At 42.9% G+C, this 14,193-nt stretch carries 16 protein-coding genes; 5 read left to right on the forward strand and 11 right to left on the reverse strand.

Annotated elements, in window-relative coordinates; genetic code table 11:
* Window positions 1-85: 85 nt before the first annotated feature.
* The 7 genes from AAGR14_RS15175 to ppk1 form a co-directional block, all read right to left on the reverse strand.
* Complete coding sequence (locus AAGR14_RS15175) at window positions 86-883, reverse strand: inositol monophosphatase family protein (protein ID WP_342645080.1); 798 nt, start codon at window positions 881-883, stop codon at window positions 86-88.
* Window positions 864-1,334, reverse strand: a complete 471-nt coding sequence (locus AAGR14_RS15180) for a GtrA family protein (RefSeq protein ID WP_342645081.1) — start codon at window positions 1,332-1,334, stop codon at window positions 864-866. Before AAGR14_RS15180 ends, AAGR14_RS15175 begins: the two co-directional genes overlap by 20 nt.
* The gene (locus AAGR14_RS15185) at window positions 1,327-2,502 is read right to left on the reverse strand and encodes a prolipoprotein diacylglyceryl transferase family protein (RefSeq protein ID WP_342645082.1); all 1,176 of its coding nucleotides are present in this window, start codon (window positions 2,500-2,502) and stop codon (window positions 1,327-1,329) included. The genes AAGR14_RS15180 and AAGR14_RS15185 overlap by 8 nt, the downstream gene beginning before the upstream one ends.
* A 28-nt stretch (window positions 2,503-2,530) precedes the next feature.
* Complete coding sequence (gene mtaB / locus AAGR14_RS15190; RefSeq protein ID WP_342645083.1) at window positions 2,531-3,850, reverse strand: tRNA (N(6)-L-threonylcarbamoyladenosine(37)-C(2))-methylthiotransferase MtaB; 1,320 nt, start codon at window positions 3,848-3,850, stop codon at window positions 2,531-2,533.
* A 108-nt stretch (window positions 3,851-3,958) separates the two neighbouring features.
* Window positions 3,959-4,522, reverse strand: coding sequence for a UbiX family flavin prenyltransferase (locus AAGR14_RS15195; protein ID WP_342645084.1), 564 nt, complete (start codon window positions 4,520-4,522; stop codon window positions 3,959-3,961).
* Between the two features lie 143 nt (window positions 4,523-4,665).
* Window positions 4,666-5,547, reverse strand: coding sequence for an exopolyphosphatase (locus tag AAGR14_RS15200; protein WP_342645085.1), 882 nt, complete (start codon window positions 5,545-5,547; stop codon window positions 4,666-4,668).
* Entirely contained in the window at window positions 5,544-7,601 is a 2,058-nt protein-coding gene (ppk1, locus tag AAGR14_RS15205; protein ID WP_342645086.1) for a polyphosphate kinase 1, read from the reverse strand. The genes AAGR14_RS15200 and ppk1 overlap by 4 nt, the downstream gene beginning before the upstream one ends.
* A gap of 147 nt (window positions 7,602-7,748) precedes the next feature.
* Here ppk1 and AAGR14_RS15210 point away from each other — a divergent pair, with 147 nt between their 5' ends.
* A complete protein-coding gene (locus AAGR14_RS15210; RefSeq protein WP_342645087.1) occupies window positions 7,749-8,240 on the forward strand; it encodes a YajQ family cyclic di-GMP-binding protein in 492 nt (163 codons plus the stop codon).
* Window positions 8,241-8,423: 183 nt separating this feature from the next.
* Here the strand turns inward: AAGR14_RS15210 and AAGR14_RS15215 are convergent, their stop codons facing one another.
* Window positions 8,424-8,990: an Hsp20/alpha crystallin family protein gene (locus AAGR14_RS15215; protein ID WP_342645088.1), complete on the reverse strand. Its 567-nt coding sequence runs from the start codon at window positions 8,988-8,990 to the stop codon at window positions 8,424-8,426.
* Between the two features lie 11 nt (window positions 8,991-9,001).
* Between AAGR14_RS15215 and AAGR14_RS15220 the strand changes: the two genes are divergently transcribed.
* Window positions 9,002-9,448 carry a thioesterase family protein gene (locus tag AAGR14_RS15220; RefSeq protein WP_342645089.1) on the forward strand — a complete coding sequence of 149 codons (447 nt, stop codon included), beginning with the start codon at window positions 9,002-9,004 and terminating at the stop codon, window positions 9,446-9,448.
* A 3-nt stretch (window positions 9,449-9,451) separates the two neighbouring features.
* Here AAGR14_RS15220 and folB read toward each other — a convergent pair whose 3' ends face one another.
* The 3 genes from folB to lysA all read right to left on the reverse strand — a co-directional run bounded on the left by folB (window position 9,452) and on the right by lysA (window position 12,676).
* Window positions 9,452-9,802, reverse strand: coding sequence for a dihydroneopterin aldolase (gene folB / locus AAGR14_RS15225; protein WP_342645090.1), 351 nt, complete (start codon window positions 9,800-9,802; stop codon window positions 9,452-9,454).
* A gap of 99 nt (window positions 9,803-9,901) precedes the next feature.
* Complete coding sequence (locus AAGR14_RS15230) at window positions 9,902-11,263, reverse strand: GH1 family beta-glucosidase (RefSeq protein WP_342645091.1); 1,362 nt, start codon at window positions 11,261-11,263, stop codon at window positions 9,902-9,904.
* 231 nt (window positions 11,264-11,494) lie between these two features.
* Window positions 11,495-12,676, reverse strand: coding sequence for a diaminopimelate decarboxylase (lysA, locus tag AAGR14_RS15235; RefSeq protein WP_342645092.1), 1,182 nt, complete (start codon window positions 12,674-12,676; stop codon window positions 11,495-11,497).
* A 149-nt stretch (window positions 12,677-12,825) separates the two neighbouring features.
* Between lysA and AAGR14_RS15240 the strand changes: the two genes are divergently transcribed.
* From AAGR14_RS15240 to AAGR14_RS15250, 3 genes are all read left to right on the forward strand, one after another.
* Window positions 12,826-13,281 (forward strand): DinB family protein, encoded by a 456-nt coding sequence (locus tag AAGR14_RS15240; protein WP_342645093.1) that lies wholly within the window; start codon window positions 12,826-12,828, stop codon window positions 13,279-13,281.
* Window positions 13,282-13,330: 49 nt separating this feature from the next.
* Window positions 13,331-13,702 carry a hypothetical protein gene (locus AAGR14_RS15245; RefSeq protein WP_342645094.1) on the forward strand — a complete coding sequence of 124 codons (372 nt, stop codon included), beginning with the start codon at window positions 13,331-13,333 and terminating at the stop codon, window positions 13,700-13,702.
* 279 nt (window positions 13,703-13,981) lie between these two features.
* Entirely contained in the window at window positions 13,982-14,173 is a 192-nt protein-coding gene (locus AAGR14_RS15250) for a heavy metal-binding domain-containing protein (protein WP_342645095.1), read from the forward strand.
* The last annotated feature ends 20 nt before the right edge of the window (window positions 14,174-14,193 follow it).

A 14,193-nucleotide genomic window follows, 5' to 3' on the forward strand; every position in this document is an offset into this window, starting at 1 on the left:
GTATTTACGCTCAAGATAATAACAAAGCAAAAACGCCGGCTACATAGTCGGCGTTTTTGCTTATTGAATATTTTAGTCGATTAATTTACTTCGTTATCTTAAAATGCTTTTGAATAATCTGCAGCATTTCGGCAGTAATAAGGCCGTTGGTAGCCAGTAGCTCGCGGGCGTTCATTACCTCGTCGCCTCCATTAAAGTTTACTACATCGCCCCCGGCTTGCCTTACAATCACTACGCCCGCGGCTACATCCCATGGATGCAGGTTATACTCGTAAAACGCCTCGAAACGTCCGCAGGCGGTGTATACTAAATCAACCGCGGCAGAACCCATCCGGCGCAGGCCATGGCAGCCTTTCATCAGTTCTGTTAGCAAGTTTAAATATTCTTCCTGCTTACCAAAATCGTAGTAAGGAAAGCCGGTAGCCAGCAGGCTATCCGCAACTTTGGGTGCTTTGCTTACTTTGATTTCGGTGCCGTTTAGATACGCAGGACTATCAGAACTGGCGTAAAAGCACTCGTCCTGGTTTATCTCATATACTACGCCACCAACCAGTTTATCATACTCCTGCAAACCAATACTCACCGAAAACACAGGCAGGCCGTGTATAAAGTTTGTGGTACCATCCAGTGGATCAATTATCCAATTATAGCGTTCGCCTATTTTGGTAGTCGTTTTTTCTTCGGTGATGAAACCAGCTTCAGGTAAAATCTTTTGCAGGGCACTTACAATCTTTTGCTCGGCTGTTTTATCAACGTATGACACCAAATCGTTCAAACCCTTATACTCAATTTTTTCGGGGTCAAAGCCTTTACGTTCCTGACGGATAAAATCGCCTACTTCGCGGGCAACCTCGGTAACCTGATTAATGATTGGTTGTAGCATTATTACGTAACGATAAGTTGAAAGAAAAGATTTTGTGAATAAAAAAACTGGCAAACGACAAGCTTAACGCTGCAGTTATTAGTGCAACTGTTGGTGCCAAACGCAAGTATTTGATAAATAACTTCAATACCTCCAGATTAGCAAAATAGCCTACAACAGCTACCGCTCCGAAACGCATAAGCTGCTTACCAAAAGGCAACCTCGACTCGTCAAAAACAAGGTAACGGGTACAAATAAAATTAACAAATACTCCAAGTGAAAAGGAAATCAAAAGTGATAGCGCATGATTACCCGTACTATGGCCTAAAATATTGTAGCTTGGTTTAGTAAAAACAAATGTATCTAATAAATAAAAAGCAATAAGGTTTATTAAAAGGCCCGTACCAGCCGAAAGCAAAAAGCGTAAAAACTTATTCTGTTTCAGGCGGTGCCACAACGTATCTTCAGCCATTTTGCGTGCGGTATTTAGAGGCATTTTTTTGCACCATCAGGATCATGGTAACGCCGGTAAGTACCAAAAATAACGAAATCATTTCGGCCTGAGTAAACGAGATGCCTGCTACATGATACTTAGTATTCACCCGGATTAACTCAACAAAGAAACGCTCAATACCGTTTAAAATAAGATAAATGCCAAACATCACACCCGGTGTTTTAATGCGGTCGCGGATGCTCCATAAAAAGGCAAACAGCAACAAACACACTACGCACTCATAAAATGGCGTAGGGTAAACCGGCAATTTAAGTTCGAAACAATATTTGCCTACACAACCCGGAATGGGGTTATCGTGGTCGGACATACTAACGTTATGCGGATATTTGAAAGCCCACATCCAGTCGGGAGCCCAGCTCAACCAACTTGGCTTAGGTGCCAGGTTAGGGATGCCCCAGTCGCCATCGCCTGCCATCTGGCAGCCTATGCGGCCCACAGCATAGGCAAGCATCATGCCCGGTCCGCCAATATCAAGCATGGTTAATGGTTTAACACCATGTTTGTTAGCGATGTATAAAACAGCCGCGCCACCACAGATTAAACCACCATAAAAGGTAAGGCCGCTAAAACCAATCAGCATACCTACCGGATCGGCCATAAAATCATCCCAGTTTTCGAGGGCGTTGAATAGCTTGGCACCTGCAAAGCCAAATATGGCTGCCCATACCAGTATTGTACTCATCAACTCGTGCGGATGTACAGTAACTTGCCTGGTAACCGGTTCGGCCAGTTGCTCTTTCTTTTTTTCGTAATAGGCCCAGTAAGCAATGCCTGCGGCGCCCAAAATACCCCCTAATAAGTTACCTCGTGAGGACAGCAAAAAATCCTGCAGATCCTGAACAGCAGTGCTGTAGTTAACAATAATATCAACCAGTTTATAGCCCAATATAAACCCGAACACCGCATTACCAATCAACTCAACTGCCGAAGCCGGCTGGCCGACGGTCACCGTTTGCTGAAATGGGTGCACATAGCCTAATTTTTCCTTCCGTTTAAACTCCTGCACAAAAGCCCAGTAAGCCGCCATAAATGCCATAGCTACAAAAAAACCAAAGGTTTGTATGGGCAGTGGTGGTATGTTAAGGCCGGTTAAATAATGAAGAAGGTCAGTAATGGTTGGAAACATCAGGTAGTTATTTGCGGCGAATATAAGTTTAATGCACTAATATTTCTTCGCCTTCGGTTATTTCAACATCGCCATCTGCGGCAATGGCTGTTAATTTTACTTGTTTAATTTCGTTAACCAGTACCGGGTCAAACTTGGCTTTTACCTTAACATAGTTGCGGGTAAAACCGTGCATCATACCCTCTTTGTTGTCGCCTTCAAACAATACCTCATCCGTTTTGCCTAACTGCAACTGGTAAAAAGCACGGCGCTTTTTGTCTGACAGGATGTGCAGCATTTTGCTGCGATCGGCTCGGGTTGACCCCGGTACTACGCCGTCCATCTCGCTGGCCAAAGTATTTTCGCGCTCTGAGTAAGTAAATACATGCAGGTACGAGATATCCAGATCGTTTAAAAAATTGTACGTATCAATAAAATCTTCGCGCGTTTCGCCCGGGAAACCTACAATTACATCCACGCCAATGCAGCAATGCGGCATAAGCTGTTTAATTTTAGCCACCCTGTCAGCATAAAGCTCACGGCGGTAGCGGCGGCGCATTAATGCCAGTATTTTATTACAGCCCGATTGCAGCGGAATATGAAAATGAGGCACAAAACGTTTAGATGTAGCCACAAACTCAATAATCTCGTCGGTAAGCAAATTAGGCTCAATGGATGATATACGGATGCGGTCAATACCTTCTACGTCGTCCAGCGCATTTACCAGGTCATAAAACTTGTCTTCGCGTTGACCGTTACGTATACCAAAATCGCCGAGGTTAACCCCGGTAAGCACAATCTCTTTAACACCTGATGCGGCAATTTCGCGGGCTTGTGCTACGGCGCTTTCAATGGTATCGCTCCGGCTGGCACCACGTGCCAGGGGTATAGTACAAAATGAACAGGAGTAATCGCATCCATCCTGAACTTTAAGAAACGTGCGGGTACGGTCGCCAAATGAATAAGAAGACACAAACTGGTTGGCTTCTGATACCGGCTGGTTATAAACGCTTGCTTTTTGCTGCTTGGTTAAATCGGTGAGGTAATCTACCAGCATAAATTTTTCGGCAGCACCTAAAACCATGTCTACGCCTGGTATTTCGGCAATCTCCTGTGGCTTTAACTGCGCATAACAACCCACAATAGTAACGTAAGCGTTAGGCGAAATTTTAAGCGCTTCCTTAACTATTTTTTTACACTTCTTGTCGGCATTTTCGGTTACCGAGCAGGTGTTAATTACATAAACGTCGGGTACGTCGGTAAACTCAACAGTTTCAAAGCCGGCGTTATTAAGCAACCGGCCTAATGTTGAAGTTTCGGAGTAGTTGAGCTTGCAACCTAAAGTATAAAAAGCAACTTTCTTGTTCATTATCAGGTGCAAAGATAAGAATTTTAGCCCGCGCTAAAAAACGGCCTTACTTACGTGACCAACAACAGACAATAATTAAGCTTAAATGTGCTGGGCAATAACGCGGTTCTATTGCTCGCTCCAGCGATAACTCTGTTGCTCCAGACCTATCAAGTCAATAACACGGTTCACCACCGTCATGGCTACCTCATCTATGTTTTGTGGCCTGCTGTAATATGATGGCACGGCCGGACAGATGATGCCACCGGCCTCGGTTACGGTAACCATGTTACGCAGATGAATAAGGTTTAAAGGTGTATCGCGTGCCACCAGGACGAGCCTGCGGCGCTCTTTTAAAACCACATCTGCTGCGCGGGTAATTAAATCATCAGATGTGCCTGCGGCAATGCGACCCAATGTCCCCATTGAGCAGGGTACAACAACCATGGTATCATAACGGGCCGAGCCTGAGGCAAACGGCGCCATAAAATCAGTTTTGTCGTAAAATTTAAAGGGGAGATTTTGATAATCGGTATTACTCAACTCGTATTCCCAAACCTGTTTGGCATTGGCCGACATTACCACGGCAACGTCGCTGATTTGATTTTGCAGATGCTGCAGCTGCTCTAATAAAAGTTTGGCATAAATGGCACCACTGGCACCGGTAACAGCAACTACAATTTTTTTAAGCATAAGCTCAAGTAACAACGCAAAGGTAAAAAAGTTAGTGCATAAAAAAGGGTCGAATAACTCGTACTCGACCCTACATCTACCTATGAAAAACATGCCCTTGAGAGGGCATTACAAATGTAGAATTAATTATTAATTATTGAAATTTATTTTATTAAATTTTTTTCGATCAAAGTTTGAATAATTCCATCGGCCATACCTACAGTAGGCACGTAAATCTGCTTGATATTTGCCCACTTCATTACGGTAGTGTAAATCTCGCAAGCCGGAATAATGACATCTGCCCTATCCTGGTTGAGCTTCAGTACATTAATACGATCTTTTAATGAATAAGATGCCAGGAAACTATAAAGCGATTTAAGTTTGGCGTAGCTCATTGGCTCGCCATCTTTTTCTTCGCTCAGCTTAAACAATTTATTGATGTTGCCCCCCGTACCTACGCCATATACCACTTTATGATGCTTGGTATGCAGGCGCACAAAATCCTGCATTTCTTTCCAGGTTTCATCTTTATCCTGATTGTCCAATATACGGATGGTACCGATATTAAATGACTGTGATGCTACCAGTTCGCCATCAGCAAATAAAGACAGCTCGGTACTACCTCCGCCTACGTCAATATATAAATAGGTTTTGTTCTCGTCCAGATCGGTGCCGGTATGGCTGGCGTAAATGATGCCGGCTTCGCGCTCTCCATGAATAATTTCCAAGTCCAGTTTAGCTTCTTCTTTAATACGCTTAATAATTGCATCGCCGTTTTTAGCTTCGCGCATGGCTGATGTGGCGCAGGCCATATAATCTTCCACCTTGTATACGTCCATCAGGTTTTTAAAAGCAATCATGGTTTTCACCAGGTCGTCGGCTTTGCGGTCTGATATATGCTGCTGCAAAAAGGCATCATCGCCAAGGCGCAGCGGCACACGTACCAATGTATTTTTTTTGTAGGTTACCGTACCATCATTCTGAATAATGTCGGCAATCAGCAGTCGTACTGCGTTGGAGCCGGTGTCTACTGCAGCGTATCTCAAGTTGTTGTGGGGTTAAGTTGTTTTAAATAATCATAAATTTCTACCTGCGCCCGGTGATGTGTGTCTGAGTGGGTACGGTGATATTTATTGTTGTTACTCTTGTTTATATCACGCGATTTGGTGTTGTCGCGCAGTTGTATATCTATTATATCCCTGATCTGCTTTTGCAAACCCTCATCGTAAACAGCAAAGCCAACCTCTACCCGGTTGTCAATATTGCGGGTCATTAAATCGGCCGAGGTAAGGTACATCAACTCTTTACCGCCATTGGCAAACATGTAAATCCGGGCATGTTCCAGGTATTTATCTACAATGCTAATGGCCTTAATGTTTTTACTGAACCCGTCTACGCCCGGCACCAGGCAACACATGCCCCGCACAATTAGTTGTATTTTTACCCCGGCATTGCTTGCATCGTACAGCTTGGCAATAAGCTCTTCGTCAGCCAGGCTGTTCATTTTTAAAATCATGTAAGCCGGCTTACCTGCTTTGGCGTTTCTTATTTCGGCATCAATTAACCTGTTAAGTGTAGGGCGCGAGTCGATCGGAGAAACAATCAGATGCTTTAAATCTTTAGGCAACTGCCCGCGGTTAAGCGCCCTGAAAACCTGCAACAAATCTGCAGTTATCTTTTTATTGGCTGTGAGCAGCGTGTGGTCGGCATAAATCTGCGCTGTTTTTTCGTTGTAGTTACCTGTAGATAAACAGGCATAATAAGCCGGACGACCTTTTTCCATGCGGGTAATCATGCAAATTTTTGAATGCACTTTATACCCCGGAATACCGTGCAAAACTTTAATACCCTCGTCTTCCAACTTGCGGGCCCATTGGATGTTGTTTTGCTCATCGAACCGTGCACGCAGCTCTACCAAACAGTTTACTTTTTTTCCGTTTTGTGCCGCGTTAATGAGGGCATGCATTACCCGGGAGTTTTCGGCCAGGCGGTAAACCGAAATATTAATCTCAACTACTTTAGGATCAATAGCCGCCTCGCGTAACAGGTGGATAATATAATCAAACGACTGGTACGGCGTACTGATGAGGTAATCTTTAACGGCAATCAGGCCCATTAAACTTTTACCAAAAGAAAGGCCATCCACAGGCAGCGAGCGCTGGCGCTTGTACTCAAGTTCGGGGCCACCTACATTAGGAAAAGCAATAAAATCTTTAAAGTTATGGTAACGGTTACCCGGTATTAAGTTAGACGATTCGAGGCCTAACCGTTTAGACAGGTAATGCACCTGGTCGTGAGGCATGTCTGCATCATACAGTAAACGCATGGGCTTACCCTTGCGGCGTTTTTGCAAGCTGCGCGACAATGCATCGATAAACTTCCCACTTACTTCTTTGTCCAAATCCAGCTCGGCATCACGGGTAAGCTGTATCGAGTAAGCTTCAATGCTATCATATTCAAAAACAAAAAAGATGTCTTCGAGGCTGTAACGGATAATATCATCAACCAGAATAATAAATTTCAGCTGGTTAGTTTCTGGCAGAACCAAAAAGCGCGACAGATTACCCGGCAACTCAATTAATGCCAGGCGAGACTTTTTACCCTTGGTTAGTTTTACAAAAAAATAGATGGCACGGTCGTGCAGCTCGGGCATCGGCTTGTCATCGTCAAGCATAATGGGTACCAGTGTCGATAATAGCTTTTCGCGAAAATGTTTTTTCACAAAGGCACCACGAGATACGTTTAACTGCTTTTCGTTCAGGATAAATATCTTTTCTTCGGCCAGCTGCTTAACAATAATGTTTTCGTACAAATTGTTAAACTTTTTCTCTTGCTTAACAACCAAGGTTTTAATTTGACTGAGCACCTTTTTAGGATTATAACCCAACAAAGATTTAGCCTTGTCGTTTAAATTAGCCAAACGGCTCAGGGTGGCCACCCGTACGCGGTAAAACTCGTCGAGGTTAGACGAAAATATTGCCAAAAATTTGATCCTTTCAATCAGCGGCACAGTAATGTCCGCGGCTTCTTGCAGCACGCGGTCATTGAAATAAAGCCAGCTAATTTCGCGGTTAATTAATGGGATGTCTTTCTGCGTCATAATAAAACACCACATAGCCATGCAGTGCTTTGCAAAGCTGCTATTTTAGATGTTAAGTTAGTATTAACTATAAAATTTTCAATAGGTTTTAGCCATTTACTTTACACATCTCTTAACTTTACACCTTAAACATTTATACATATACCTATGCCCTCTTTTGATATTGTAAGTAAGATTGATGCGCAAACTTTAGACAATGCCATCAACAACGCGAAAAAAGAAATTTTGAACCGCTTCGATTTTAACGATTCTAAAAGTACAGTAGACCTCGATAAGAAAACCAATCAACTTACCATCGTTACCGAAAACGATATGCGCCTGAAAGCCATCGAAGATTCTATTATCAGCCGGATGGTGAAACAACAGTTAGACCCCAAGGCGCTCGATTTTGGCAAGGAGCAGTATGCATCGGGTAACATGGTGAGAAAAGAAATCAATATTAAAGAAGGGATTGACAAGGAAGTAGCCAAAAAGATTGTCAAAAAAATAAAAGACAGCGGCCTTAAAGTGCAGGCCTCCATTATGGACGACCAAGTACGCGTACAAGCCAAAAAAATTGACGACCTGCAAGCCGTCATCAGTTTATGCCGCACCGAAGATTTTGGCCAACCCCTTCAATACATCAACATGAGAGCATAGTTAGATTTATTAATTCGGTTAATTTGGGGAGTTATTTCGTTGATTTTGTTTGATGAATAAAAGTCACCCCTAAAATTAGTGGAACCATACCCCACAAAATAAAGCCGCTCTGCGATATCACAGAGCGGCTAATCAATCTAAACCAATACTTACTATATGAAAACAAATTTTTGTTTGAAGCAATTACTTCACCGAAATTTCGCGGGCTTGTAATTTAGCTTCTTCTTTTTTAGCAACTGCTAATTTTAAAATACCATCGGCATACTCAGCCTCAATTTTAGTTTGATCAACACTTTCGGGTAAAGTGAATGAACGGCTGAATGAAGAAAAGCTAAATTCTTTTTTAGTGTAGTTTTTAGCTTCGGCAGCTTCGTCTTTTTTTACTTCGGCAGCTACAGTTAACAGGTTTTTATCTAAGTTAACTTTAAAGTCTTCTTTTTTCAAACCCGGAGCAGCTAATTCAATCACAAAGCCAGCTTCAGATTCGGTGATGTTAACCGCAGGCACTTTACTAACTGCTGCAGGGGCAAAAAACTGTTCATTAAAAATTGAATCAAATGCATCAACAAAGCGTGGTGCAACTACATTTCTTCTTTGTCCGTTGTTAAATTTTACTAAAGTCATTTTTATATCCTCCAAAAAGTTTCTTTTAATTATTTTCGTTGTAACATCATATACAAGTGTTGTACCAAGCACAAAAACAAGCTTTTTAACGACATTTTGTCTTAAACAAAATTTACGAAGAGACACTTTGACATATAATGACTGAAAATTTAGCTAATTACCGATACAGCACCTCCATACCGATCCGATTTTCTGATATTGACGCTTATGGAAATGTAAGCAACACGATATATCTTACTTTTTTTGAGATAGCCCGCTTAAGCTACTGGCGGGAGATTGTAGAATGGGATTTTAAAACCAACGGCGTTATTTTAGGCCGTTCGGAAATTAACTACCTGAAACCTATAGCGGTTGGAGACCAGATAGCCTGTTACCTACGCACCTCGCGTATTGGCAACAGCAGTTTTGATGTAACCTATGTATTGGTTAAGCATACACCTAATGGTGAAGAAATTTGCACAACTGGCAAATCGGTATGTATTAGTTACGATTATGCCAACAACAAATCAATCCCTATCCCACAGCGCGAACGCGAACGCATGATTGAGTATGATCAGCCTGGGCTGATTACCAATACTAATTAAAATCTAAAGTGATACCGTTACGCTTGAGGCAGCTACCTTGCCTTTAAGCGGCGGGTTACGTTTTTTAACGGTTACTACCGCGCCGGTGATGTAATCAAAATCGCGCTTAATGGTATCGGCAATACTTTGGGCAACGGTTTCGAGCAGCTGGCGGGTTTGTTTCATTTCGTGGGCAGCAATGGCATAAAGCTGCTCATAGTTTAGGGTATGCTGCAGGTTATCATCACTCAACGGCCCGTGCGGATGAAAAGACACCTCAATGTCAACCACAAAGTAGTTACCCAATATTTGCTCTTCGGCATAGTAACCGTGCCGGGCAAAAAATTCGGCACCGTGCAGTCCAACTTTAATCATAGCAGTAGTAATAGAATTTCAGGTTTGATTGGCACACAAATATATCAGGTAATTTGACTTTACCTAATGGTTAAACATAATTTGCAGATTTAACGCTTATTATTTCTGCAAGAAACTTTTATACCAGTGTCCGGATTGTTTTACGATGCGCTGCTGCGTGGCAAAGTCTATGTATATTAAACCGAATCTCGGGCGGTACCCTTCGGCCCATTCAAAATTATCAGTTAACGTCCATGCAAAATAACCGTTTACCGGGCATCCTTCATTTTTAGCCTTTAACACTTGCTGTAAATTATCATGCAGGTATTGGGTGCGCAAATCATCTTTAATTAGCCCATTGGCAGTAACTACATCCGGAAATGCAGATCCATTTTCTGTGATCAGTATATTTTTGATTTGCGAGTAAGCACTGAATTTTTTGATGACTTTATAGATGGCCTCCGGATAAACCTCCCACCCCATATCGGTGGTAGGCACTTTACGGTCTTTAGCTTCTATTAACTTAGCGCTGATGTAGGGCGTAAAAAATGAGTATTTTACCACCTCACGCGTGTAATTCTGCAAACCTATAAAATCAAAATCGGTAGCTAGGCTTTCCAAATCGCCCGGCTTGATATATTTTTCAATCTTTTTGAGTACCGGTAAATCAGCTATTGGATAACCCATGCCTAATAATGGTTCGATAAACAAACGGTTAATCAGCACGTCGGCCCGGCTTGCCGCCGCCACATCATTGGCCTGCGTACTGTAAGCATCAATATGCGAGCACGAAAACGTGGAACCTATAACAGCCTCTGGCAGTAAATTGCGTAGTAATTTTGCACCTGCTGCAATGCTTAACGTAACGTGGTGCACGGCCGGCAAAAAACTTTTGAGCCCTGTACGACCCGGGGCATGCAAACCCAAAAAATAACCCGCACCGGTAAACACCGCGGGTTCGTTCATCACCATCCAGTGCTTTACACGATCGCCAAAATGCTCGGCGCAAATGGCGGTAAAAGCGCTAAACCATGATACACTATCGCGATTTGTCCAACCGCCTTGTGCTTCCAAGGCCTGTGGCAAGTCCCAGTGATAGATGGTTAACCAAGGCTCTACGCCCCGTTGTAAACAATAATTAATAACACGGTTATAAAAATCGATGCCAGCCTGATTAACAAGCCCGGTGCCCTGCGGCAGTATGCGCGACCAAGCTACCGAAAAACGAAAATTAGGAATATTAAGCGCTGCTATTAAATCAATATCCTGCTCGTAGCGATGGTAAAAATCACAGGCCACCTCGGCATGCTGCCCTTGGTGTACTTTACCTTTACCATGGGTAAATGTATCCCAAATAGAGGCACCTTTGCCATCAACGTTCCAAGCCCCCTCGGTTTGAAAAGCCGCAGCCGATATGCCCCAGCTAAAATCTGAGCCAAATAGTTGATGGTTGAAAGAGTCTGTAGTTTGCTTATGATCCATTTAAGTAAGGCCAACTAAGCTCAAGCAAAATTGTTCTGAAAAAAAACGGATAAAAGCAGATGGGTAAGCAACACTTAGTGTATAAACGATGATTTAAGACTGCGTAAAACTAACCACTCCTTAAAATTAACCAGCGCTGATTTAATAACCTTTAAAGTTTTCATAACCTGTGCATTTAATTACTGCAAGCTACAGGTTATGTATAAACTTAAGGTTAACCCGGCATGATACTTACATCACCTCCTGCTCTTGTTCAACCGAGTAAACGCTTTGTACATGGTCACGCAGGTTATAACCCGAGGCCATTACCTCACCATAGGCACCGGCGGTTCTTACAGCAATTAAGTCGCCGCGTTTAGATTGCGGCAAAGCCACACCCGTACGGAAACAGTCGGTACTTTCGCAAATCGGTCCTACAACATCATAATTTACCGTAGCAGTATCTTCATTTTGTTGCCGGCTGATGTTTTCAATGTGATGATAAGCCTGGTACAGCATGGGCCGAATTAATTCGGTCATACCTGCATCCAGCACCAAAAAGTTCTTTTTCCGGCCATTTTTAACGTAAAGAACCCTCGATATTAAAGAGGCGCTTTGCGCTACCAAAGCACGGCCTAACTCAAAATGAACTTCCTGACCGGCTTTTACTTTTAAATATTGTTTAAATACGTTAAAGTAGCCCTCAAAATCGCAGATGTTGTTAGTGTCGGGCTGGTAATAATCTACCCCCAAACCACCACCTACGTTAAGTACCCGTACAGGCATTTGCTGTTGCTCAAACCATTCGCTCAGTTCGTTTACCCGCAAGCAAAGGTTTTTAAAAACTTCCAGGTTGGTAATTTGCGAACCAACATGAAAGTGCAGACCAGCAAATTTAAGGTTAGCGCTTGTTTTGAGGGTAGCTACCACCTCATCTAATTGCCAGGTATTGATACCAAACTTATTTTCTTCTAAACCGGTAGTAATGTAATGATGGGTGTGCGCGTCAACATTAGGGTTAATGCGGATTGCCACCTGTGCTGTTTTATCTTTGGCTGCAGCCAGCTCGTTAATCACTTCCAGCTCCTGAACCGATTCTACATTAAAACAAAATATATCGGCATCCAGTGCAGCGTTAATTTCGCGGTCTGATTTACCTACACCTGCAAATACCACCTTGCCTTTATCAAAGCCATGCGCAATAGCCGCCTTTACTTCGTTACCGCTCACACAATCGGCTCCCATACCGGCTGCTTGTATGGCTTGCAAAACCTTGGAGTTAAAGTTTGCCTTTAACGCGTAATGCACATGAAACTGATGCTGGCGTGCAGCTTGCAAACAAGCCTCAAGCGTTTGCTGCAACAATTGCAGATTGTAATAGTAAAACGGTGTTTCGAGTTGATTAAACCGGGCTATGCTGGCTGTAGAAAACATGCTGTATATTATGTAAAAAGGTAAACCACCAGGCCTACCAGCTATTGTAAAATTAAGTATGGTAAAAGTAGCAAAAATTTAATACTGCAAGATATTTTGCCATACATAGCACCGCAGATATATTTGCCTTACAACACCGGCCTGCCATCATGAAAAATTACTTCGTTAAACTATTTAAATACGACCGCTTTGCCAATTTGCAAATGCTGGATTGCCTGACCGCCGCCAACCAGCCGCTTAAAGCTGTACAGCTGATGGCCCACCTGCTGGCGGCACAGCAAATTTGGCTAAAGCGATGTAAAAAGCTACCGGCCCCGGGCGGGCCTGTTTGGCCAGACTGGCCCGCAAGTGAGCTTAAAGCGATCATCGAAAACAATCATGCTGAGTGGATCAGTTTTTTAGAACAAAGTGATGATGTTGATCTTAAAAACCTGGTTACTTATCAAAATTCGAAAGTTGATACATTTGAGAACAGCCTGACCGATATACTTGCGCATTTAATTAACCATGGCACACACCATCGGGCACAAATTGGGCAGCAACTTAAACTAAATGGAGTTGAGCAATTGCCGGTTTCTGATTATATACATTATCTACGCAGCTAAAAATATAATTATTGTACGGGTTTGAGGCTTAAGTATTAGCTTTGCCCTAATGTTTAAACGCTTTTTAGCCTTACTGCTCACCGTACTGATCATCTCCGCCAATTTTACGCGGTTGTTCATCTACGCAGGCTACGAAGTAAATCAGAAATACATTGCCGAAAAGCTTTGCGAAAACCGTAACAAACCCTGGCTTAATTGCCACGGCCGGTGCTACCTGATGAAAAAAATTAAACAAGCAGAAGATAAGGAACGCAGCACCGAGCGCCAGATACAGAAAAGCCTTTTTCAGGATGCTGTTACAACTGCTGCCTTCAGCCTCAAATTTCATGCAGTATTGTTGCAGCAAATTAGCAGCAATTACGCATCAATGCAGCCGCAGCAAGTATCTCCTTCTTTATTTCACCCTCCGCAAGCCGCGTAAGTGCCCGGCAGTTTCAAATTACTTATACTTTATTTTGATACTTACTGGTAAGCAAAATGCGATCCCTTGAGTATACGCATTAAAAATCAGTTAGTTAACTATACAGACCAAACTGCCGGTTTCTGAATAACAAAGGCCAAAACCCGCATTTACTTAAATTTATATTTCGACTTAACCTATGCCGGCAAAGGCATCAGAGATATCACTGCCGGGCTTACTGCAACGGGTATTTTAGTTGTATCTTTGTTTGGTTTTGCCGCGTTCTTTTATTTAAATAACATGAAAAAACTAAGTATATTTTGCCTGATCATTGGTTTTGCAGCCTGCAAACCAGCGCCTGTTTCAACTACTCAAACTCCTTCTCACAGCGGGCAAACCCAAACGGTGTATACGTGCAGTATGCACCCCGAAGTACATGCAAGCAAGCCAGGCGTTTGCCCTAAATGTGGCATGCAACTAACCAAAAAATAGAATTGATATTTCTTTATCTC

Origin of the sequence: Mucilaginibacter sp. CSA2-8R (assembly GCF_038806765.1) — a bacterium.
GTDB lineage: Bacteria > Bacteroidota > Bacteroidia > Sphingobacteriales > Sphingobacteriaceae > Mucilaginibacter.

Bases quoted from the DNA above. Each gene is read 5' to 3' on its own strand.
- AAGR14_RS15230 (WP_342645091.1), bottom strand. From the start codon at position 11,263: ATGGATCATAAGCAAACTACAGACTCTTTCAACCATCAACTATTTGGC.
- AAGR14_RS15180 (WP_342645081.1), bottom strand. From the start codon at position 1,334: ATGGCTGAAGATACGTTGTGGCACCGCCTGAAACAGAATAAGTTTTTA.
- AAGR14_RS15245 (WP_342645094.1), top strand. From the start codon at position 13,331: ATGTTTAAACGCTTTTTAGCCTTACTGCTCACCGTACTGATCATCTCC.
- ppk1 (WP_342645086.1), bottom strand. From the start codon at position 7,601: ATGACGCAGAAAGACATCCCATTAATTAACCGCGAAATTAGCTGGCTT.
- AAGR14_RS15220 (WP_342645089.1), top strand. From the start codon at position 9,002: ATGACTGAAAATTTAGCTAATTACCGATACAGCACCTCCATACCGATC.
- AAGR14_RS15175 (WP_342645080.1), bottom strand. From the start codon at position 883: ATGCTACAACCAATCATTAATCAGGTTACCGAGGTTGCCCGCGAAGTA.
- lysA (WP_342645092.1), bottom strand. From the start codon at position 12,676: ATGTTTTCTACAGCCAGCATAGCCCGGTTTAATCAACTCGAAACACCG.
- AAGR14_RS15240 (WP_342645093.1), top strand. From the start codon at position 12,826: ATGAAAAATTACTTCGTTAAACTATTTAAATACGACCGCTTTGCCAAT.
- AAGR14_RS15195 (WP_342645084.1), bottom strand. From the start codon at position 4,522: ATGCTTAAAAAAATTGTAGTTGCTGTTACCGGTGCCAGTGGTGCCATT.
- AAGR14_RS15250 (WP_342645095.1), top strand. From the start codon at position 13,982: ATGAAAAAACTAAGTATATTTTGCCTGATCATTGGTTTTGCAGCCTGC.
- mtaB (WP_342645083.1), bottom strand. From the start codon at position 3,850: ATGAACAAGAAAGTTGCTTTTTATACTTTAGGTTGCAAGCTCAACTAC.
- AAGR14_RS15185 (WP_342645082.1), bottom strand. From the start codon at position 2,502: ATGTTTCCAACCATTACTGACCTTCTTCATTATTTAACCGGCCTTAAC.
- AAGR14_RS15210 (WP_342645087.1), top strand. From the start codon at position 7,749: ATGCCCTCTTTTGATATTGTAAGTAAGATTGATGCGCAAACTTTAGAC.
- folB (WP_342645090.1), bottom strand. From the start codon at position 9,802: ATGATTAAAGTTGGACTGCACGGTGCCGAATTTTTTGCCCGGCACGGT.